Genomic DNA, 20,714 nt, shown 5'->3' with positions numbered 1-20,714 from the left:
CATTGAACCGCCCCCGGTCACTTGAGTGGCCGGGGGCGGTTCTACTCTTGTGGGCGGACAGATTGCTGCACACCCCCACGAAACAGGAGCCGGCGGAATGGATCACAGCGGGCACGGCATGACCATGGATCTGCCGCCGTTCACGCTGGGGCGAGGGCTGGAGTGGTCGGCCGACCCGTTCTTTCTCGTCGCCTGCCTGGTCGGGCTGGGGCTGTACGGGTGGGGTGTCGTGCGGCTGGTGCGGCGCGGGGACAAATGGCCCGTGGGGCGGACGGTCGCCTTCGTCATCGGTGTGCTGACCATCGCGCTCATGATGTGCACCCGGCTGAACGACTACGGCATGGTCATGTTCAGCGTGCACATGGTGCAGCACATGGTGATCAGCATGGTGTCGCCGATCCTCGTCCTGCTCGGCGCGCCGATCACGCTGGCGCTGCGCGCGCTGCCGACGGCGGGCCGCGGGCGCAAGGGCCCTCGCGAGCTGCTGCTGATGTTCCTGCACAGCCGGTACATGCGGATCATCACGCACCCGGCGTTCACGATCCCGCTGTTCATCGCGAGCCTGTACGGGCTCTACTTCACGCCGCTCTTCGACACACTGATGGGCTCCAAGCCGGGGCACATCGGGATGATGGTGCACTTCTTCGCCGTCGGTCTGGTCTTCTTCTGGCCGATCATGGGCGTGGACCCGGGGCCGCACCGCCCCGGCTACCTGATGCGGATGCTGGAGCTGTTCGCGGGCATGCCGTTCCACGCGTTCTTCGGCATCGCGCTGATGATGGCGTCCGAGCCCATGGTCGGGACGTTCGAGAACCCGCCCGCCTCGCTCGGCATCGAGGCGCTCTCCGACCAGAACGCCGCGGGCGGCATCGCCTGGGCGTTCAGTGAGATCCCGTCCGTGCTGGTGCTGCTCGCCCTGCTGTTCCAGTGGTACGCCTCCGACCAGCGCCAGGCCAGGCGCAAGGACCGGGCCGCCGACCGCGACGGGGACAAGGAGCTGGAGGCGTACAACGCCTATCTGGCCTCGTTGAACACGCAGGGGCGCTGAAGCCGGCTCTCGCAAGGACCGTGCGCGCCGGGCGTCCGCCAGGCACCATGGAGGCATCGGACCACGAGGAGGGTGTTGCGATGCCCGGTTCCACGAACGGTTCAAACTCGACCAAGACCATGGGAGTGCTCACACTCGGCGGCCTCGTCATGGTGACGGCCTACACGGTGGCGCTCGGAAGCAACGGCTGGCTGTGGTTCGGCTGGGTCGTCCTGGGACTGATCACCCTCGGGCTGGTGGTGACCGCCCGCAGCACCTGACGGCTCACTCCCGGGTCAGCCGGCCCCCCGAGTGCACGCCCGGCTGGTACTTCGGGATCCGGACGGTGATCTTCATGCCCGCGCCCGGAGCGGTCTCGATCACGAGGCCGTAGTCGTCGCCGTAGACCTGGCGGAGCCGGTCGTCGACGTTGGAGAGCCCTATGCCGCCCGAGGGGCTGACCTCGCGGGCGAGGATGCGGCGCAGCAGGTCGGGGTCCATGCCGGCGCCGTCGTCCTCGATGACGACGAGCGCCTCGGCGCCCGCGTCCTGGGCGGTGATCTGGATGCGGCATTTGTCGGCCTTGCCTTCCAGGCCGTGCTTCACGGCGTTCTCCACGAGCGGCTGGAGGCAGAGGAAGGGCAGGGCGACGGGCAGCACCTCCGGAGCGATCTGGAGGGTGACGGAGAGGCGGTCGCCGAAGCGTGCCCGTACGAGCGCCAGATAGTGGTCGATGGCGTGGAGTTCGTCGGCGAGGGCGGTGAAGTCGCCGTGCCTGCGGAACGAGTAGCGGGTGAAGTCGGCGAATTCCAGGAGCAGTTCGCGGGCGCGCTCGGGGTCGGTGCGGACGAACGAGGCGATCACCGCGAGCGAGTTGAAGATGAAGTGCGGGGAGATCTGGGCCCGCAGCGCCTTGACCTCGGCCTCGATGAGGCGGGTGCGGGACTGGTCCAGGTCGGCCAGCTCCAGCTGGACGGACACCCAGCGGGCCACCTCGCCGGCCGCCCGGACCAGGACCGCCGACTCACGGGGCGCGCAGGCGACGAGGGCGCCGTGCACCCGGTCGTCGACGGTGAGCGGGGCGACGACCGCCCAGCGCACCGAGCAGTCGAGGATGTCGCAGGTGAGCCGGAAGGCCTCGCCCCTGCCGGTGTCCAGGGCGCCCCCGAGCCGTTCCATGATCTCTGAGCGGTGGTGGGCGCCGTCGCCGTCCCAGACCAGGACCTGTTCGCGGTCCGTGAGGCAGAGGGCGTCCGTGCCGAGCAGGGAGCGCAGTTTGCGGGCGGACTTGCGGGCGGTCTCCTCGGTCAGGCCGGCCCGCAGCGGGGGTGCGGCGAGGGAGGCGGTGTGCAGGGTCTCGAAGGTGGCGTGCTCGACGGGGGTGCCGAGGCCGCCGAGGCTCTTGGCCCCCCGTGCGGTGCGCCGGCCCAGCCACACCCCGGCGGCCAGCACCGGGAGCACGGCGACGCACAGACCCGCCAGGAATCCGCTCATGGCGTCTTCACCTCCGTGCGCAGTTCCTCGGGCAGGTGGAAGCGGGCCAGGACGGCCGCCGTGCCCGGGGGCACCCGGCCCGGGGTGGCCAGGGAGACCAGGATCATGGTGAGGAAGCTCAGCGGTACCGACCACAGGGCGGGCCAGGCGAGCAGGGCGTGCAGCGCGCCCCGGCCCGGGTAGCCCGCCATGGTCGCGGCGACGGCGAGCAGGGCGGAGCCGCCGCCGACCAGCATGCCGGCGGCGGCGCCGGGCGGGGTCAGCCGCCGCCACCAGATGCCGAGGACGAGCAGCGGGCAGAACGAGGAGGCGGACACCGCGAAGGCGAGCCCGACGGCGTCGGCGACCGGGAGCCCGCCGACGAGGACGCTCGCCGCGAGGGGCACGGCCATGGCGAGGACCGTGCCGAGCCGGAAGTGCCGTACGCCCCGGGACGGCAGGACGTCCTGGGTGAGGACCCCCGCGACCGCCATGGTCAGCCCCGAGGCCGTGGACAGGAAGGCGGCGAAGGCACCTCCCGCCACCAGTGCGCCCAGCAGGTCCCCGCCCACTCCCCCGATCACGCGGTCGGGCAGCAGCAGGACGGCCGCGTCCGGGTCTCCGGTGAGGGTCAGTTCGGGGGCGTAGAGACGGCCGAGTGCGCCGTAGACGGGTGGCAGGAGGTAGAAGGCGCCGATCAGGCCCAGGACCACGACGGTGGTGCGGCGGGCGGCGACGCCGTGCGGGCTGGTGTAGAAGCGGACCACGACGTGCGGCAGGCCCATGGTGCCGAGGAACGTGGCGAGGATCAGCCCGTACGTGGCGTACAGCGGGCGTTCCTCGCGGCCCTCGTCCTGCGAGGGCGACAGGTCGCCGCCGCCGCTGCGCTCGGCCGCGGGGACGGTCGTCCCCGCGGCGAAGGTGAGCCGGGTGCCGCTTTCGATGTGGTGGGTACCGGCGGGGATTTCGAGGCGGGTGCCGGTGTGCGCCCGGCCGTCCACGGTGCCGGTCACCGTGACGGCCAGCGGCCGGTCGAGCGTGAGGGCGATGCTGTCGTCCACGCGGACCACGCGCTGCTCGCGGAAGGTGGCCGGTTCGTCGAAGGCGTGGCGCGGGGCTCCGTCGTTCTGCCAGGCGAGGACCAGGAAGAGCGCGGGGACGAGCAGGGCGGTGAGTTTCAGCCAGTACTGGAAGGCCTGCACGAAGGTGATGCTCCGCATGCCGCCGGCGGCGACGGTGGCGGTCACGACGACGGCCACGATCACTCCGCCGAGCCAGTCGGGCGCCCCGGTCAGCACGGTCAGGGTCAGTCCGGCGCCCTGGAGCTGGGGCAGCAGGTACAGCCAGCCGACGCCGACGACGAAGGCGCCGGCCAGCCGCCGTACCGCCTGGGAGGCGAGACGGGCCTCGGCGAAGTCGGGGAGGGTGTAGGCGCCGGAGCGGCGCAGCGGGGCGGCGACGAAGAGCAGCAGGACCAGGTAGCCGGCGGTGTAGCCGACCGGGTACCAGAGCATCTCGGGGCCCTGGACCAGGACGAGGCCGGCTATGCCGAGGAAGGAGGCGGCGGAGAGGTACTCGCCGCTGATGGCGGCGGCGTTGAGGCGGGGGCCGACGGTGCGGGAGGCGACGTAGAAGTCGGAGGTGGTGCGGGAGATGCGCAGGCCGAAGGCGCCGACCAGGACCGTCGCGACGACGACCAGGGCGACGGCGGGTATGGCGTAGCTGGAGTTCATGGGTGCGGCTTCAGCGGTCTTCGACGAGGCGTACGAAGTCGCGTTCGTTGCGCTCGGCGCGGCGGACGTACCAGCGGGCGAGCAGGACGAGCGGGGCGTAGAGGCCGAAGCCGAGGACGGCCCATTCGAGGCGGCCGGTGCCGGGCGTCGCGGCGAACAGCAGCGGCAGCGGGCCGACGAGCAGCCCGAGGATCGCGAAGACGGTGAGTGCGGCGCGCAACTGGGTGCGCATCAGGGAGCGGACGTAGGTGTGGCCGAGGGTGGTCTGTTCGTCGATCTCGGTGCGCGGGCGGTAGTAGCCCGAGGCCCGGCCCGTGCGGCGGGGCGGGGCGGTGACGACGACGCGGCGTTCGGTGTGGTCCTGGGGCACTGTCACGGCCTCCTCATGAGCAGGTCGCGCAGTTCGCGGGTGTGACGTCGGCTGACCTGGAGTTCCTCGGAGCCTACGAGGACGCTGACGGTGCCCGCGTCCAGGCGGAGTTCGCCGATGTGGCGCAGGGCGACGAGGTGGCGGCGGTGGATGCGGACGAAGCCGCGGGAGCGCCAGCGCTCCTCCAGGGTGGACAGCGGGATACGGACCAGATGGCTGCCCTTGCCGGTGTGCAGCCGGGCGTAGTCGCCCTGGGCCTCGACGTGGGTGATGTCGTCCACGGCGACGAAGCGGGTCACGCCGCCGAGCTCGACGGGCAGGTGGTCGGGGTCGGGTTCGTGCACGGGTATGTGCGGGGCGGCGCCGCGCAGCTCGGCGGCGCGGCGGACGGCCTCGGCGAGGCGTTCCTTGCGGACGGGCTTGAGGACGTAGTCGACGGCCTTGAGGTCGAAGGCCTGGACGGCGAAGTCCTCGTGGGCGGTGACGAACACGACGAGCGGAGGCCGGGCGAACCCGGTGAGCAGCCGGGCCAGGTCGAGGCCGTCGAGGCCGGGCATCTGGATGTCGAGGAAGACGACGTCGATCGCCTCGGGACCGCCGGGGCCGGACTCCAGGGCGCGGTTGATGCGGCGCAGCGCCTCGGTCGCGTCGCCGGCGCCCTCCGCGCTGCCGATGCGGGGGTCCGCCTGCAACAGGTAGAGCAGTTCCTCCAGCGAGGGGCGTTCGTCGTCGACAGCGAGGGCGCGCAGCATGAACCCGGAGTGTAGGGGCGATCCGTACGTCTGGACATGTGCTGGGGGTGGGCGTTCCCGCTGGATACAGTGCCCGCATGAACAGCAGGTCCACGCCGTTCGACGAACTCGACCGGAAGATCATCACCGCGTTGATGGCGAACGCCAGGACGTCCTTCGCCGAGATCGGCACGGCGATCGGGCTGTCGGCCACGGCGGTCAAGCGGCGGGTCGACCGGCTGCGCGAAACGGGTGTGATCACCGGTTTCACGGCCACGGTGAAGCCGTCGGCGCTGGGCTGGCGCACGGAGGCCTACGTCGAGGTGTACTGCGAGGGCGCGGCCCCGCCGCGGCGGCTCGCGGAGGTCGTGCGCGACTACCCGGAGATCACCGCGGCGATGACCGTGACCGGCGGCGCGGACGCGCTGCTGCATGTGCGGGCGCGGGACGTGGAGCACTTCGAGGAGGTGCTGGAGCGGATCCGCCAGGAGCCGTTCATCCGGAAGACGATCAGCGTGATGGTGCTGTCCCATCTGCTTCCGGAGAGCCCGGAGGCGGGGGCCAGCCATCCCGCGCCGGATTAGCCCGCGAGGCCGCGCAGCAGGCGTGCGTCGGTCGGCCTCAAGACGCAGCGTTCCTGCGTGAAGACGCAACTGATGTTTCTTGTGGACCGCCTCCGTCAGTTTCTACCTTGGTGTCAACCCTCAGTCACACACCGTTAGGAAGCGGAGGTACCCCTCTGTGCCCGACTCCCGTGTGCCGCGCCGGCGGCGCTACGTGGTCTGCGAACCCAGACACTTCGCCGTGCAGTACGCGATCAACCCCTGGATGCATCCCGACGAACCCGTCGACGTCCTCCGCGCCCTGGACCAGTGGCAGGCGCTGGTCGACGCCTACCGTGCCCACGGCCACACCGTGGACACGGTGAAGCCGGTCCCCGGCCTGCCCGACATGGTCTTCGCGGCGAACTCGGCCGTCGTGGTCGAGGGCCGAGTGTTCGGCTCCCTCTTCAAGGCGCTGGAGCGCCGCCCCGAGTCCGTGCCGTACGAGGCCTGGTTCAAGGCGCAGGGCTACGAGGTCTACCACCCCGAGTCCGTGTGCGAGGGCGAGGGCGACCTGGTGCCGGCCGGCCGCTGGGTCCTGGCCGGCACCGGGTTCCGAACCACCCGTGAGGCCCATCTCGAGGTACAGGAGTTCTTCGGGGTGCCGGTGATCAGCCTGACTCTGGTGAATCCGTACTTCTACCACCTGGACACGGCGCTGTTCGTCCTCGACGAGGAGAATGTCGCTTACTACCCCGAGGCGTTCTCGCCCGGCAGCCGGGAGCTGCTCGCCCGGCTGTATCCGGACGCGGTACTCGCCACCCACGAGGACGCGATGGCGTTCGGGCTCAACTCCGTCTCCGACGGGCGCCATGTGTTCATCTCACCGGGGGCGACGGCCCTGGCCGGGCAGCTGGCCGACCGTGGCTACGTCCCCGTCCCCGTCGACCTGTCCGAGTTCCACAAGGCCGGTGGCGGCATCAAGTGCTGCACCCAGGAGATCCGGGAGATCCGCTCATGACCGCACCTGCCCGCACCCGTGACTCGCAGGAGCTCATCCGCGCGGAGGAGCCGGTCCTCGCCCACAACTACCATCCGCTGCCCGTGGTCGTCGCCCGTGCCGAGGGCACCTGGGTGGAGGACGTGGAGGGGCGGCGCTACCTCGACCTGCTGGCCGGCTACTCGGCGCTCAACTTCGGCCACCGGCATCCGGCGCTGATCGAGGCGGCCCATCGCCAGCTCGACCGGCTGACCCTCACCTCGCGCGCCTTCCACAACGACCGGCTCGCCGAGTTCGCCGAGCGGCTGGCCGCGTTGACGGGCCTGGACATGGTGCTGCCCATGAACACCGGTGCGGAGGCGGTGGAGAGCGCGGTGAAGGTGGCCCGCAAGTGGGCCTACGACGTCAAGGGCGTGCCGGACGGCCGGGCGACGATCGTGGTGGCCGCGGACAACTTCCACGGCCGTACGACGACCATCGTCAGCTTCTCCACGGACGAGACGGCGCGGCAGGGTTTCGGCCCGTTCACACCGGGCTTCCGGGTCGTGCCGTACAACGACCTGGCCGCGCTGGAGGCGGCGGTCGACGAGACGACGGCGGCGGTGCTGATCGAGCCGATCCAGGGCGAGGCGGGGGTGATCATCCCCGACGACGGCTACCTGGCCGGCGTGCGTGAGCTGACGCGGCGGCAGGGGTGCCTGTTCATCGCCGACGAGATCCAGTCCGGGCTCGGCCGTACCGGCGGCACGCTGGCGGTGGAACACGAGTCGGTCGTGCCGGACATGGTGCTGCTGGGGAAGGCGCTGGGCGGCGGGATCGTGCCGGTGTCGGCGGTGGTGGCGCGCCGTGAGGTCCTCGGGGTGCTGCGGCCGGGCGAACACGGCTCGACCTTCGGCGGCAACCCGCTGGCGGCCGCGGTCGGCACGGCAGTGGTCGAACTGCTGGAGACGGGCGAGTTCCAGAGCCGCGCGACGGAGCTGGGCGTGACCCTGCGGGACGGCCTGACCGAACTGGTCGGCAAGGGCGTCGTCGGATTCCGCTCGCGCGGCCTGTGGGCGGGCGTCGACATCGACCCGGCCCTCGGCACCGGGCGCGAGGTCAGCGAACGCCTCATGCGGGAGGGAGTCCTGGTCAAGGACACCCACGGCTCCACGATCCGCCTGGCACCGCCGCTGACGATCACGGGCGAGGAGCTCGCGGGCGCACTCTCGGCGCTGGCGAGGGTGCTGGGGTAAGGCAGCGCCGCAGCCGCCCCGACCGGACCTGCACAAGCCGCCCCCTTACGCGGGAAGGGTGAAGATGGGGGCAAGAGGTGGTAGACCACTCTCAGCGACAGAGAGGTCGGCCGGTGGGCGCACACGAGGAGTACGGCGTTGCCCGGCGGCGGTTCGACGTGGCCGACGCCGTGCCCCTGCTGCTCGATCCGCAGGGCGTGGTGACGGGCTGGACCGACGACGCCCGGCGGCTGCTGGCGTACCCGGCTGCCGAGGCGGTCGGCAGGAAGCTGTCCGACCTGCTGGCCGCCGAGGACGCGGAGCGCGTGCCGGACCTGGTCGAGCGCTGCCGCAGGGACGGCGGCTGGGCGGGGCTGCTCACCGCCCGCCGCAAGAACGGGCAGCCGGTGCGGGTCATGGCCCGGATCACCTCGACCGAGGAGACGCACAGCGGCTCGCGCTGGCTGGTGCTCCTGTCGGAGCTGGGCCAGGCCCCCGGCTGGGACATGAGCCGTACGGTGCTGGAACGGATGGTGTCCGACGCTTCCGTGGGCATCGCCATCGTCGACACCGACCTGCGGTTCGTGTGGTCCAACACGGCCCTGGAGCAGTTCGGCGGTGGACCGGCGGCGCGACGGCTCGGGCTGCGCTTCGCGGACGTCCAGCCGGGCATGGACGCCCAGGCGGTCGAGGTGCAGATGCGGCACGTCCTGGAGACCGGCGAGGCGGTCGTCGGGTACGAGCACGTGGGCCAGGTGCGGTCGGCGCCGCTGCGCGAGACGGCGCACATGCTGTCGTTCACCCGGCTCGAGGACGACCGGGGCCACCCGCTGGGCGTGTACTACACGGTCGTCGACATGACCGAGCGGCACCGCGCGCGGCAGCGGCTGGCGCTGCTGGACCGGGCCGGCGAGAGCATCGGCCGCAGCCTGGACATCCCGCGCACCGCCCAGGAGCTGGCCGACGTGGCCGTGCCGGGAGTGGCGGATTTCGTCACCGTGGATCTGCTGGAGGCGGTGCTGCGGGGCGCCGAGCCGGCTCCCGGGCCGCTCGCGGACACGGATCCGGTGGCGCTGCGCCGGGCCGGCCAGCGGTCCGCGCAGGACGACCTCCCGCAGGGCGCCCTGGAGGTCGGCGACGTCGCGACCTACCTGGCCGGGTCGCCCCCGGTCCGCTGTCTGACCACGGGACGCTCCTGGCGTGCGGAGCGGCTCGATCCGGTGACCCGGGAGTGGGCCACGGACCTCCCGGAGGGCCGCCGGACCGTCACCTTTCTGGAGCTGGACCTGTACAGCGTGATGACCGTGCCGATCCGGTCGCGGGGAACCACCCTGGGCGTCACCACCTTCTTCCGGCGCCACCGCAGGGAGCCCTTCGACGAGGAGGACCTGCATCTGGCCGAGGATCTCGTCGCCCGCGCGGCCGTCTGCCTGGACAACGCCCGGCGCTACACCCGCGAGCGTGACGCCGCCCTCGTGCTGCAGCGCAGTCTGCTCCCCCACCGGCTTCCCGAGCAGGACGCCGTCGAGGTGGCCGCGTGCTACCGGCCGGCCGACGAGCTGACCGGCCTGGGCGGCGACTGGTACGACCTCATCCCGCTGTCCGGCGGCCGCGTCGCGCTCGTCGTGGGCGAGGTGCCCGGGCACGGCATCGACGCCGCCGCGGCCATGGGGCAGCTGCGGACCGCCGTACGGACCCTGGCCGCTCTGGATCTGCCGCCCGAGGAGGTGCTGGCACACCTCGACGACCTGGTGGCGCGGTCGGCACGGGAGCAGGGCGTCGAGCCGGGCGCGGCGGGCGCCGACGGCGGGCGGTCGTCCGTGGGCTCGGGGTGCCTGTATGTGGTCTACGACCCGGTCGACGGCGGCTGCACGATGGCGGCCGCCGGCCACCCGGCCCCGGCCGTGGTCGCGCCCGACCGCTCGGTCACGTTCGTCGATCTGCCGCAGGGGCCGCCGCTCGGCGTGGGCGGCCCGCCCTTCGAGGCGGTCGAGCTGACCCTCGTGGAGGGCAGCACGCTCGCCCTGCACACCGACGGGCTGCTGGCCCGGGGCGAGACGACCTGGGCCGTCGACGCCGGCCGGGAGCGGCTGCGCAGGGCGCTGGAACAGGCGGGCCCGCTCGAGTCGCACTGCCTGACCGTGGTCGACGCGCTGGTCCCGGCGCGTCCGTACGACGACGTGGCCCTGCTGATGGCCCGGACGAAACGGCTCGGCACGGAGCAGGTCGCGGCCTGGGACCTGCCTTCCGATCCGGCCGTCGTCGCCGACGCCCGCCGCACGGCCACCCGGCAGCTGGCGCACTGGGGCCTGGACGAGCTGGTCTTCACCACGGAACTGGTGGTGAGCGAGCTGGTCACCAACGCCATCCGGTATGCCACCGGCTCGATCCGGCTCCGGCTGATCCGGGAGCGCGCTCTCGTCTGCGAGGTCTTCGACGGCGGAGCCACCGCGCCCCATCTGCGCCATCCCCGTACCACGGACGAGGGCGGGCGCGGACTGCTGCTGGTCTCGCAGCTGACCCAGCGGTGGGGCACCCGGTTCGTCCCCGCCGGGAAGATCATCTGGGCGGAGCAGTCGCTGGCGGACCTCACGGACTGAGACCCGGAGCGATTGCCGCATACCGTGGGAAACTGGTCTGATACCGGTAGTGGTGAGGCGGCAGCGATGACGGATACGTCGATCGACTACGAGGCCGTGTTCCAGGCCTTCCCGGGTGTGGTGGCCCTGCTCACGCCCGACCTGGTCTACGCGGACGTCAACGAGGAGTTCCTCCGGGTGGTCGGTCGCACGCGCCAGCAGGTCGTCGGCGGCGACCTCGACAACCTCTTCCCGGACAACCCGAACGACCCGCACGCCTCCGGCATGGCCAACCTGAAGGCCTCGCTGTACCGGGTCCTGGCCACCGGCGAACGGGACACCATGGCGCTCCAGCGCTACGACGTCGAGCCCCCGGACCGTCCGGGCCACTGGGAGGAGCGCTACTGGAGCCTGGTCAACGCGCCGCTGACCAGGCCGGACGGCAAGGTGGTGCTGCTGGTCCTGCGGGTCGAGGAGGTCACCGAGCTGATCCGCGCCCACGGCCGCCCGAGCGGGTCCCGGTCGCGGGCGCTTGAGGCCGAGCTCTACACCCGCGCCCGTGAGCTGCAGGAGCTCAACGACCGGCTGCGCCAGGCGCACTCCCGGGAACGGGAGGTGGCCCTGGCCCTGCAGGAGGCGATGCTGCCCGACCGCCGCCAGGTCGGACACCACCACCGGGCCGCCGTCCGCTACCGGCCCGCCGTGGGCGCGCTCAACGTCTGCGGGGACTGGTACGACCTGGTCGACCTGGTCGGCGGCCACCGGGTCGGGGTGTCCGTGGGCGACGTGGTCGGGCACGGACTGGAGGCCGCCGGCGTCATGGGCCAGTTGCGCAGCGCGCTCAGCGCGGCCTCCCGGGTCGCCGAGGGTCCGGCCCAGGCGCTGGACGTGCTGGGGCGCTACGCGCACGTGGTCGGCGGCGCCGAGTCGGCGACCGCCGTGACGACCTTCATCGACTTCGACCGGCACACCATCACCTACAGCAGTGCCGGCCATCTCCCGCCCGTACTGGTCCACGCCGACGGCCGGGCGGAACTGCTCGACGGGGCCACGGACACCCCGCTCGACGCCCGCCCCGACCCGATTCCCAGACCCCAGGCGGACACCTCGTACACACCGGGCGCGACCCTCGTGCTCTACACCGACGGGCTGATCGAGCGGCGCGGCGAGGACATCGACACCGGCCTGGGCCGCCTCGCCGACGCGCTGGCCCGGAACCGGGACCAGGACCCCGAGACCCTCGCCGACACCGTCCTGCTGGAACTGCTGCCGCCCGGCGGCGCCACCGACGACACCGCGCTGGTCATCGTGCGGTTGTGACCGGGTGTCGCAGGTGTCTCAGGTGTCTCAGGTGTCTCAGGTGTCGCCTACAGCCGGTTCCGGCCGTGGTCGAGCAGCCGGACGCGGTCCACGTTCTGCCGGTCCTCGGTGTCGCCGCTGGGCTCGCCCGCGAACCACGCGTCGAGGATCTCCGTCAGCAGCGGCTCGGACGTCAGCCGCAGTGAGAGCGCGAGGACGTTGGCGTCGTTCCAGCGGCGCGCCCCATCGGCCGTGTAGGCGTCCGTACACAGGGCGGCGCGTACGCCCGGCACCTTGTTCGCGGCGATCGAGGCGCCCGTGCCGGTCCAGCAGCACACCACGGCCTGGTCGGCCGTCCCGTCGGCGACCTCGCGGGCCGCGGCCTCGGAGCACACCGCCCACTGAGGGTCGCCCCCGTCACTCAGCGCGCCGTGCGGGCGCACCTCGTGCCCTCGGTCCCGCAGCGCTGCCACGAGGGCGCGGGCGACGGGCTCGTCCATGTCCGAGGAAACAGAGATCCGCATGCTGCGCAGACTACTCGCCGGGACCGCAAGAACCAGCGGTTGGCCAGGCACCCAACGCAACCCGGCCATGCCACCCGTTCGGCTTGCCGATCACCCGTACGGACCAGCACGCTGGTCCCGCGGCCCTCCCCAGCCGCATGAGCACCACCGGACGCCCCCGCCCGACTGACTGACCGTCAGTCAATAGGTGAAGGATCGACGAGGTCCCGCCGCGCGAGGTGCCCGGTGGCTGCGCCTGCACCTACACTGGCACCCCACGACACGCCGGTTGACCTGCTGGAACGCGGCGGTTGAGTTCACCGCCAGAGTCGAGGAGCGCCCGCTTTGTTCTACTACCTTCTGAAATACGTGCTGCTGGGCCCGCTGCTGCGACTGGTCTTCCGCCCTCGAATAGAGGGGCTGGAGCATGTGCCGTCCGAGGGCGCCGCCATCGTCGCGGGCAATCACCTGTCGTTCTCGGACCACTTCCTGATGCCCGCGATCCTCAAGCGGCGCATCACCTTCCTCGCGAAGGCCGAGTACTTCACGGGCCCGGGCCTCAAGGGCCGGCTGACGGCCTTCTTCTTCCGCAGCGCGGGGCAGATCCCGGTCGACCGCTCGGGCAAGGACGCGGGCCAGGCCGCGATCCGCGAGGGCCTCGGCGTGCTGAGCAAGGGCGAGTTGCTCGGCATCTACCCCGAGGGCACGCGCTCGCACGACGGCCGGCTCTACAAGGGCAAGGTCGGTGTCGCCGTGATGGCCCTCAAGGCCGGTGTCCCGGTCATCCCCTGCGCGATGATCGGCACCTTCGAGGCCCAGCCGCCCGGCAAGGTCATTCCCAACATCCACCCCGTCGTGATCCGCTTCGGCAAGCCCCTCGACTTCTCCCGCTACGCCGGCATGGAGAACGAGAAGGCCATCCTGCGCGCCATCACCGACGAGCTCATGTACGCGATCCTCTCCCTTTCCGAGCAGGAGTACGTCGACCAGTACGCGGCCGTCGTGAAGGCCGAGGAGGCCGCCGCGGCGAAGGAGCGGAAGTTTCCGCGCATGCCGCTCAGTTGAGGCCTCTGCTGTCGGCAGAACCGCAGGTGGCCCGGCCCCCGGCCACCGTACGGTCGTCGCATGACACGTGCTGTGGTGATCGGAGCGACGGGACAGATCGGACGGGTGGCCGTGGGGGCGCTGGCCCGGGACGGCTGGGAGGTGACGGCCGTCTCGCGGGGCGGCGGCCGGCACCCCGGGTGGCCGGACGGCGTACAGGCCGCGCGGGCCGACCGGGAGGACGACGCGGCGCTGTCCGCCGCGATCGGTGACGGCTGCGACGTCCTGGTGGACATGGTGGCGTACGACGCCGGGCACGCACGGCAGTTGACGGGGCTGGCCGGACGGGTCGGCTCGGCGGTGGTGATCTCCAGCGTGTCGGTGTACGAGGACGAGCGGGGCCGCGGCTTCGACACGCAGGGCGAGCCGGGGGGCTTTCCCGAGTACCCGGTGCCGCTGACGGAGAATCAGCGCACGGTGCCACCGGGCGACGCCTCGTACAGCACCCGGAAGGCGGCGCTGGAGCGCGAACTCCGCGCTGCGGGCGACCGGTTGCCGACCACGCTGCTGCGCGCGGGCGCCATCCACGGGGCGTACTGCCGGACAGCGCGCGAGCTGTACCTGGTGAAGCGCAACCTCGACGGCCGGCGGCGGCGCGTGCTCGCCTACGGCGGCGAGAGCCGGTTCCATCCGGCGAGCGCCCATACGATCGCCGAGCTGATCCGGCTGGCCGCCGCCCGGCCGGGCGCCCGCGTCCTGAACGCCGTGGACCCGGACGCGCCGACGGTGGCCCGGATCGCGGCGGAGATCGACGCGGTGATGGGTGTGAAGACCGAGGACGTGCTCGTGGACGGTCCCCCGCCCGCGCCCGGGGTGGGCGACACGCCCTGGTCGGTGCCGATGCCCGTGGTGTGCGACATGTCGGCGGCGGAACGCGAGTTGGGCTACCGGCCGGTGGCGCGGTACGCGGACACCCTGCCGGAGACGGTCGCCTGGATCGAGGAACAACTCGCCGCGCGGGACTGGCGGGAGGCGTACCCGAAGATGCACCAGGCGTACGGCAACCTCTTCGACTACGCGGCGGAGGACGCCTGGCTGGCGGAGCGGGACGGCTGAGGGGGCGACTGAGGGGGCGGCCGGACGACCGCCCCCCTGCCGGGACTACGGCTTGGGCGTGGCGTGCGGTGCGCAGGTCACATCGCGGCGGTCCAGCTCGCCGGTCAGCAGGTAGGTGTCCACCCGCTCGTTGACGCACGGGTTGACCAGCCCGGCGACGCCGTGCGAACCGGCGTCCTTCTCGGTGATCAGGCGGGAGCCCTTGAACCGCTTGTGCAGTTCGACGGCGCCCTCGTACGGCGTGGCCGCGTCGCGCTCCGACTGGACGATGAGCACTCCGGGCAGGCCCTTGCCGCTCTTGACGTCCAGCGGCGTCCGCTGCTTGGCCGGCCAGGTGGCGCACGGCAGGTTCATCCAGGCGTTGGCCCAGGTCATGAACGGGTGGTCCTTGTGCAGCCGGGTGTTGTCCCGGTCCCAGGTGCGCCAGCTGGTGGGCCACTTGGCGTCGGCGCACTCCACGGCCGTGTAGACGGCGTTGCCGTTCTCGGCGGAGGCGTTGCCCGCCGTGTCGGACAGGTCGGGGGCGGCGGCGTCGATCAGCGCCTGGGTGTCTCCGGCGACGTACTTGCTGAAGACCGAGGCGACCGGGGCCCACGAGGAGTCGTAGTACGGGGCGCTCTGGAAGAAGGAGATCAGCTCGGCCGGGCCGACGACCCCGCCGAGGGGGTTCTTCTTCGCCGTGGCCCGCAGCTCGAGCCACTTCTCCTGGACGGCGGCGCGGGTGGTGCCGAGATGGTAGGTCGCGTCGTTCTTCGCGACCCAGTCCTGCCAGTCCTTCCAGCGGCCCTCGAAGGCGACGTCCTGGTCCAGGTTGGCCTGGTACCAGATCTTGTCCCTGGACGGGTTGACGACGCTGTCGACGACCATGCGGCGCACATGGCCCGGGAAGAGGGTGCCGTAGACGGCGCCGAGGTAGGTGCCGTAGGAGACGCCCAGGAAGTTGAGCTTCTTCTCGCCGAGGGCGGCGCGGATGACGTCGAGGTCGCGCGCGGTGTTCGGCGTGGTCATGTGCGGCAGCATCGCGCCGCTGCGGTCCTGGCAGCCCTCGGCGTACTCGCGGGCCAGCTTGCGCTGGGCGAGCTTGTCGGCCTCGGAGCCGGGCACCGGGTCCATCTTGGGTGCCTTGACGAACTCCTGCGGATCGACGCAGGAGATGGGCGCCGACTTGCCGACGCCGCGCGGGTCGAAGCCCACGAAGTCGTAGGCCTTGGCGGCGTTGGCCCACACCGGGTTCTTGCTCGTGACCCTGGCGGGGAAGCGCAGTCCGGAGCCGCCGGGGCCGCCGGGGTTGTAGAGGAGCGCGCCCTGCCGCTCGGCCTTCGTGCCCGTGTTGCCGATGCGGTCGACGGCGAGCTTGATCTGCTTGCCGTGCGGCTTGGCGTAGTCGAGCGGCACGGTGACGTACCCGCACTGGATCGGCTTGGCCAGGTTCCAGTCGGCGGGGCAGTCCTGCCAGTCGATACCGGCCTTCGCGGCCCTGGCGGCGGCGACCGCGGCGCCCCGCGCCTCGCGGTCCTGGCCGTGGCGGGTGCCCGCGCTCGCGCTGGCGTTCGCCGAGGGCGCCGCGACGGCGCCGGCTATCAGCGTGGCCGTGACGAGTGCTCCGGCCGAACCGAGCGCCGTCACCCGCCTCTTCGGTCTCGTACCCCTCAAGGGGGACCTCCCCGTACATCGTTGCGATCAGTACGGGGATCCTCGCGGCTGTGAGGTTGCTGAGAACAGGGTCCGTCGCGCTTCTTTGCCAATCCGATAAACGGAGAATGAGTTCTGCTCTACGGACGCCGGTACGAGCGTCTACGCGAGGGACGTCAGCGCCTCGTCGAGCAGCCGCCGCAGCCTCAGCGCGTCCGGCGCCACGGCGGTCACCAGCGCCGCCGGTCCGGCGAGCGGCACGACCGAGGCCCCCTCCCCCAGCGCCCGGGCCGTCACCGGCTCGGCGGCGAACTCGGGTCGTACGACGACCAGTTGCCCGACCGCCCGGTGCCCCGCGAGCACGGCGGGCCCGTCCCAGCCGTCCGGTGCGCCGGGGCCGCAGGCCAGCTCCTGGTCGAGCACGGTTCGTTCGGCGATCCGCACGGTCAGACGGCTCGTCAGCCGTCCTGGTTCCTCACCGACGCGCCCCAGCACCTGCTCCTCGCGCAGCACGAGCCGGGCCGTGGCGGCAAGGTCGACACGGGTCGTGACGTAGAGGTCGCTGCCCTGGGCGGAGATCAACTGCTCGGGCAGCCAGTGCAGTTCGGCATCGCCGGCGACGTCGAGCCGTACGTCGTAACGTGCCTCGCTCTTCGCCTGCCCCGGCAGCGCGATGGTGGCGGCGGCCGATCCGACCGACAGCCGGGCCCCCTCCTCCGCCCGGGCCTCCACGGTGAAGTGGTCACCTCCCAGGGGCCCGCTCATCGCCCCGACGAGCATGACCCGCGCCTCGGGGCCACCGGCCCTGGTCCGCCGCAGCGCCAGGGGTCCGTCGCTCTCCAGCACGGGCAGGGAGGTCCCGCCCCGGCCGTCGTCCCGGGCGACGATCCGCGCCACGGACCGCACCCCGGTACCGTGCACGCTCACACCGTCCACGCGGCGAGCCGGGCCCGGACCCACACGGCGACGTCCGTCACCCCGGCCTCGCTCCGCAACGACTGGAAGACGACCGGCAGTTCGGCCCGCTGCGCCTTGGCGTCCGCCGCCATGCGCGCGAGGTCCGAGCCGACGTACGGTGCGAGGTCGGTCTTGTTGACGACGAGCAGGTCGGCGGTGGTCACGCCCGGCCCGCCCTTGCGCGGGATGTCATCGCCCCCGGCCACGTCGATCACGAAGATCTGCGCGTCGACGAGCCCCTTGGAGAAGGTCGCGGTGAGGTTGTCCCCACCGGACTCCACGAGGACCAGGTCCAGGGGCCCGACGGCGTCCTCCAGGTCCTCCACCGCTTCCAGGTTGGCGGAGATGTCGTCCCGGATCGCGGTGTGCGGGCAGGCGCCCGTCTCCACGGCGGTGATCCGCTCGGGCGGCAGCACGGCTTCCCGGAGCAGGAACTCGGCGTCCTCCCGGGTGTAGATGTCGTTGGTGACGACCGCGAGTGACAGTTCGTCCCGCAACGTCCGGCAGAGTGCGGCGACGGTGGCGGTCTTGCCGGACCCCACGGGTCCGCCGAGGCCGATGCGGAGCGCTCTGCGGGTGCCGTCGGGTCGACGGGCGTCGGCACTTACGGCTGTGGGGGCGTGGGGGTTGGGGTGGTCGAGGTGCATGTGCGGCTCCTGGTGGAGAGGGTCCTGGTTCGGGGCGACCGGGTTCGGGGTGGTGAGCGCGGGTTTCGGGGTGCGGGTGCGTGGGGGCTGGTCGCGCAGTTCCCCGCGCCCCTTTGGGGCCGATCAGAAGGCCGCTACGATGCGAACAGGCGGACAGTCCAGGACGCGTGCACCTCCGCCCCGATCTCCAGCAGTGGTGCCGAGCCCGCCGGCAACGCGTCGGCCCCCTCGTCGACGACTCTCCGCGCCGCCTCCACCGCCCGGTCCACGACCCGGTCCAGCTCCGGCGCCAGCCGGGCCAGCACCCCCGTGGCGTCGAAGGGATCCAGGCTCAGCAGCCGCACCGTCGCCGTGGCCGGGCCGCTCACGCTCTCGTACGCCGCGCAGTACGCCGCGTCGACCGGCCCCAGTCCGGCCGCCCGTGCCGTCAGTCCGAGCACCACCGGCTGATGGGCGCCCTTGGGGAACTCCCGTGCCAGCGCGTCCAGTTCGGTGGACGGCCAGGTCGAACGGGCGGCTCGCATCAGCTGGCGTCCCAGCTTGCGTGCGGCGAGCCGCAGCGCGGGGGACGGCGTACGGGCGTCCGCGGCACGGTCCAGCGCGACGGGGTCGATCCCGAGTGCCGCGGCGGCGGAGAGTGCCGCCGCCACCGATCCGGCCGTGTGCAGGCGCCCCCGGCAGAAGTCCGCGAGGCTCGCCGCCCCCTTGATCCGCCCGGCCTTGACCGCGGCCTCGGCTCCGCCGGAGTGTGCGTGGCCGCCGGCGGGAAAGCGGCCGTCGGCCAGGACGAGAAGCGCTGCTCGTGACATCAGGGCGTCCTCAGAACAGGAAGTAGCGCTGGGCCATGGGCAGTTCGGCCGCGGGCGCCGCCTCGACCAGTTCCCCGTCGATGTGCACCGCGAAGCTGTCGGGATCGACCCGCACGTCCGGGCGCGTGTCGTTCTCCCGCATGTCGGCCTTGGTGACCCCGCGCGTCGACTCGATCGCCACGAACCGCTTGCCGAGCCCCAGCCGGTCCGGCAGCCCGTCCTCGACGGCCAAGGGGGCGACGAAGTTCAGCGAGTTGGCGGCCGGTGCCCGGCCGATCGCCCCGTACATCGGGCGCGGCAGGACCGGCTGGGGCGTGGGGATCGAGGCGTTCGCGTCGCCCATCTGCGCGTAGGCGATCTGCCCGCCCTTGATGACGAGCTGCGGCTTGACGCCGAAGAACGCCGGCTCCCACAGCACCAGGTCGGCCAGTTTGCCGCTCTCGACCGAACCGATCTCCCGGGCCAGGCCCTGGGCGAGCGCCGGGTTGATCGTGTATTTGGCGACATAGCGACGGACCCGGCGGTTGTCGGCGCGTCCGTCCCCGGGCAGGGCACCCCGGCGCCGCTTCATCACGTGCGCGGTCTGCCAGGTCCGCATGACGACCTCGCCGACGCGTCCCATGGCCTGGGAGTCGGAGGAGATGATCGAGATCGCGCCCAGGTCGTGCAGCACGTCCTCCGCGCCGATCGTGGACGGCCGGATCCGGGACTCGGCGAAGGCCAGGTCCTCCGGCACCGCCGGGTTGAGGTGGTGGCAGACCATCAGCATGTCGAGGTGTTCCTCGGCGGTGTTGACGGTGAACGGCCGGGTCGGATTGGTGGAGCTCGGCAGCACGTACGACTCGGAGACCACGGTCATGATGTCCGGCGCGTGCCCGCCGCCCGCGCCCTCGGTGTGGTACGCGTGGATGCCCCGCCCGGCGATCGCGGCGAGCGTGTCGCCGACGAAACCGGCCTCGTTGAGCGTGTCGGTGTGGATGGCGACCTGGATGCCGGTCTGCTCGGCGACGGTCAGCGAGGCGTCGATGACGGCCGGGGTCGAGCCCCAGTCCTCGTGCAGCTTCAGGCCGAGCGCGCCGCCGCGGATCTGCGACAGCATCGCCTCGTGCGAGACGGTGTTGCCCTTGCCGAGCAGGCCGATGTTGAGCGGATAGGCCTCCATCGCCTCCAGCATCCGGGCGAGATGCCAGGGGCCGGGGGTCACGGTGGTGGCCTTGGAGCCCTCGGCCGGGCCCGTACCGCCGCCGACGAGGGTCGTGATGCCCGAGGAGAGCGCCTCGTCGGCGATCTGCGGGCAGATGAAGTGGACGTGGGCGTCGATCGCGCCGGCCGTGAGGATCCGCCCGTTGCCCGCGATGATCTCGGTCTCCGGGCCGATGACCAGGTCGGGGTGGACGCCGTCCATGGTGTCGGGGTTGCCGGCCTTGCCGATGCCGGTGATCCGCCCGTCGCGGATGCCGACGTCGGCTTTGACGATCCCCCAGTGGTCGATGATCACCGCGCCGGTGATCACGGTGTCCGGGGTGCCCTCCGCCCGCGTGGCACGCGCCTGGCCCATGGACTCGCGGATGACCTTGCCGCCGCCGAAGACGGCCTCGTCACCGGCCCGGCCGGGGCCGCCGGAGCGGTCCTCCTCGATCTCCACCAGCAGGTCGGTGTCGGCGAGCCGGATCCGGTCGCCGGTCGTCGGGCCGAACAGGTCGGCGTACGCGGCACGCGAGATCTCAGGCATCGAGGGCACCTCCGGTCTCACCGCGCAGACCGGGCACGACACGGGCGCCGGTGAGCGGAACGAGTTCGACGTCGACGGGGATCCCGGGTTCGAAGCGCACGGCCGTGCCGGCGGCGACGTTCAGCCGCCTGCCGCGGGCCGCGGCGCGGTCGAACTCCAGGCCGGGGTTGGCCTCGGCGAAGTGGTAGTGGGAGCCGACCTGGACGGGCCGGTCGGCGGCGTTGAGGACCGTGAGCCGTGTGACCTCGCGGCCTTCGTTGTACGCAATCGGGTCCTCGGCGAAGAGGATCTCTCCGGGAATCACGG

At 72.1% G+C, this 20,714-nt stretch carries 20 protein-coding genes; 9 read left to right on the top strand and 11 right to left on the bottom strand.

Annotated features, from left to right (window positions below; genetic code table 11):
* Window positions 1–97 precede the first annotated feature (97 nt).
* Together ACFT32_RS08645 and ACFT32_RS08640 are read left to right on the top strand one after the other, a co-directional pair.
* Window positions 98–1,048 carry a cytochrome c oxidase assembly protein gene (locus tag ACFT32_RS08645; protein WP_382487341.1) on the top strand — a complete coding sequence of 317 codons (951 nt, stop codon included), beginning with the start codon at window positions 98–100 and terminating at the stop codon, window positions 1,046–1,048.
* A gap of 80 nt (window positions 1,049–1,128) precedes the next feature.
* A complete protein-coding gene (locus tag ACFT32_RS08640; RefSeq protein ID WP_382487339.1) occupies window positions 1,129–1,308 on the top strand; it encodes a hypothetical protein in 180 nt (59 codons plus the stop codon).
* A 4-nt stretch (window positions 1,309–1,312) separates the two neighbouring features.
* On the opposite strand, the gene ACFT32_RS08635 is transcribed toward ACFT32_RS08640, so the two are convergent.
* From ACFT32_RS08635 to ACFT32_RS08620, 4 genes are read right to left on the bottom strand one after another with little or no spacing between them, the layout of a single operon-like run.
* Window positions 1,313–2,521 (bottom strand): sensor histidine kinase, encoded by a 1,209-nt coding sequence (locus ACFT32_RS08635; protein ID WP_382487336.1) that lies wholly within the window; start codon window positions 2,519–2,521, stop codon window positions 1,313–1,315.
* Window positions 2,518–4,233 (bottom strand): cation acetate symporter, encoded by a 1,716-nt coding sequence (locus ACFT32_RS08630; RefSeq protein WP_382487334.1) that lies wholly within the window; start codon window positions 4,231–4,233, stop codon window positions 2,518–2,520. Before ACFT32_RS08630 ends, ACFT32_RS08635 begins: the two co-directional genes overlap by 4 nt.
* Before the next feature lie 10 nt (window positions 4,234–4,243).
* The gene (locus ACFT32_RS08625) at window positions 4,244–4,603 is read right to left on the bottom strand and encodes a hypothetical protein (RefSeq protein ID WP_193482339.1); all 360 of its coding nucleotides are present in this window, start codon (window positions 4,601–4,603) and stop codon (window positions 4,244–4,246) included.
* A gap of 2 nt (window positions 4,604–4,605) precedes the next feature.
* The gene (locus tag ACFT32_RS08620) at window positions 4,606–5,355 is read right to left on the bottom strand and encodes a LytR/AlgR family response regulator transcription factor (protein WP_382487331.1); all 750 of its coding nucleotides are present in this window, start codon (window positions 5,353–5,355) and stop codon (window positions 4,606–4,608) included.
* A gap of 77 nt (window positions 5,356–5,432) precedes the next feature.
* Between ACFT32_RS08620 and ACFT32_RS08615 the strand changes: the two genes are divergently transcribed.
* From ACFT32_RS08615 to ACFT32_RS08595, 5 genes are all read left to right on the top strand, one after another.
* A complete protein-coding gene (locus ACFT32_RS08615; RefSeq protein ID WP_189724389.1) occupies window positions 5,433–5,918 on the top strand; it encodes an Lrp/AsnC family transcriptional regulator in 486 nt (161 codons plus the stop codon).
* Window positions 5,919–6,075: 157 nt separating this feature from the next.
* The gene (gene ddaH / locus ACFT32_RS08610; protein WP_382487326.1) at window positions 6,076–6,897 is read left to right on the top strand and encodes a dimethylargininase; all 822 of its coding nucleotides are present in this window, start codon (window positions 6,076–6,078) and stop codon (window positions 6,895–6,897) included.
* Window positions 6,894–8,111 carry an ornithine--oxo-acid transaminase gene (gene rocD, locus ACFT32_RS08605; protein WP_382487324.1) on the top strand — a complete coding sequence of 406 codons (1,218 nt, stop codon included), beginning with the start codon at window positions 6,894–6,896 and terminating at the stop codon, window positions 8,109–8,111. Before ddaH ends, rocD begins: the two co-directional genes overlap by 4 nt.
* Window positions 8,112–8,224: 113 nt before the next feature.
* The gene (locus tag ACFT32_RS08600; protein ID WP_382487323.1) at window positions 8,225–10,690 is read left to right on the top strand and encodes a SpoIIE family protein phosphatase; all 2,466 of its coding nucleotides are present in this window, start codon (window positions 8,225–8,227) and stop codon (window positions 10,688–10,690) included.
* Window positions 10,691–10,756: 66 nt separating this feature from the next.
* Entirely contained in the window at window positions 10,757–11,989 is a 1,233-nt protein-coding gene (locus ACFT32_RS08595) for a PP2C family protein-serine/threonine phosphatase (protein WP_382487320.1), read from the top strand.
* A gap of 47 nt (window positions 11,990–12,036) precedes the next feature.
* Here the strand turns inward: ACFT32_RS08595 and ACFT32_RS08590 are convergent, their stop codons facing one another.
* The gene (locus ACFT32_RS08590; RefSeq protein WP_382487318.1) at window positions 12,037–12,492 is read right to left on the bottom strand and encodes an RpiB/LacA/LacB family sugar-phosphate isomerase; all 456 of its coding nucleotides are present in this window, start codon (window positions 12,490–12,492) and stop codon (window positions 12,037–12,039) included.
* A 324-nt stretch (window positions 12,493–12,816) separates the two neighbouring features.
* Here ACFT32_RS08590 and ACFT32_RS08585 point away from each other — a divergent pair, with 324 nt between their 5' ends.
* Window positions 12,817–13,536, top strand: a complete 720-nt coding sequence (locus ACFT32_RS08585) for a lysophospholipid acyltransferase family protein (RefSeq protein WP_382487315.1) — start codon at window positions 12,817–12,819, stop codon at window positions 13,534–13,536.
* Window positions 13,537–13,596: 60 nt separating this feature from the next.
* A complete protein-coding gene (locus tag ACFT32_RS08580) occupies window positions 13,597–14,631 on the top strand; it encodes an NAD-dependent epimerase/dehydratase family protein (RefSeq protein ID WP_382487313.1) in 1,035 nt (344 codons plus the stop codon).
* A 45-nt stretch (window positions 14,632–14,676) separates the two neighbouring features.
* On the opposite strand, the gene ACFT32_RS08575 is transcribed toward ACFT32_RS08580, so the two are convergent.
* The 6 genes from ACFT32_RS08575 to ACFT32_RS08550 all read right to left on the bottom strand — a co-directional run bounded on the left by ACFT32_RS08575 (window position 14,677) and on the right by ACFT32_RS08550 (window position 20,712).
* Window positions 14,677–16,284, bottom strand: coding sequence for an alpha/beta hydrolase (locus ACFT32_RS08575; protein ID WP_382487311.1), 1,608 nt, complete (start codon window positions 16,282–16,284; stop codon window positions 14,677–14,679).
* 141 nt (window positions 16,285–16,425) lie between these two features.
* Complete coding sequence (locus tag ACFT32_RS08570) at window positions 16,426–17,184, bottom strand: urease accessory protein UreD (RefSeq protein ID WP_382487309.1); 759 nt, start codon at window positions 17,182–17,184, stop codon at window positions 16,426–16,428.
* A 2-nt stretch (window positions 17,185–17,186) separates the two neighbouring features.
* The gene (gene ureG / locus ACFT32_RS08565) at window positions 17,187–17,867 is read right to left on the bottom strand and encodes an urease accessory protein UreG (RefSeq protein WP_382487307.1); all 681 of its coding nucleotides are present in this window, start codon (window positions 17,865–17,867) and stop codon (window positions 17,187–17,189) included.
* A 134-nt stretch (window positions 17,868–18,001) separates the two neighbouring features.
* Window positions 18,002–18,676 (bottom strand): urease accessory protein UreF, encoded by a 675-nt coding sequence (locus ACFT32_RS08560; RefSeq protein WP_382487305.1) that lies wholly within the window; start codon window positions 18,674–18,676, stop codon window positions 18,002–18,004.
* Window positions 18,677–18,686: 10 nt separating this feature from the next.
* Window positions 18,687–20,408, bottom strand: coding sequence for an urease subunit alpha (locus tag ACFT32_RS08555; protein WP_382487302.1), 1,722 nt, complete (start codon window positions 20,406–20,408; stop codon window positions 18,687–18,689).
* Window positions 20,401–20,712 carry an urease subunit beta gene (locus ACFT32_RS08550; RefSeq protein WP_382487300.1) on the bottom strand — a complete coding sequence of 104 codons (312 nt, stop codon included), beginning with the start codon at window positions 20,710–20,712 and terminating at the stop codon, window positions 20,401–20,403. The genes ACFT32_RS08555 and ACFT32_RS08550 overlap by 8 nt, the downstream gene beginning before the upstream one ends.
* Between the last annotated feature and the right edge of the window lie 2 nt (window positions 20,713–20,714).

It is taken from the genome of Streptomyces sp. NPDC057002, assembly GCF_042673825.1.
Classification (GTDB): domain Bacteria; phylum Actinomycetota; class Actinomycetes; order Streptomycetales; family Streptomycetaceae; genus Streptomyces.
The sequence above is the reverse complement of the archived record's forward strand: the minus strand, read 5'-3'. Positions and strand labels throughout refer to the sequence as shown.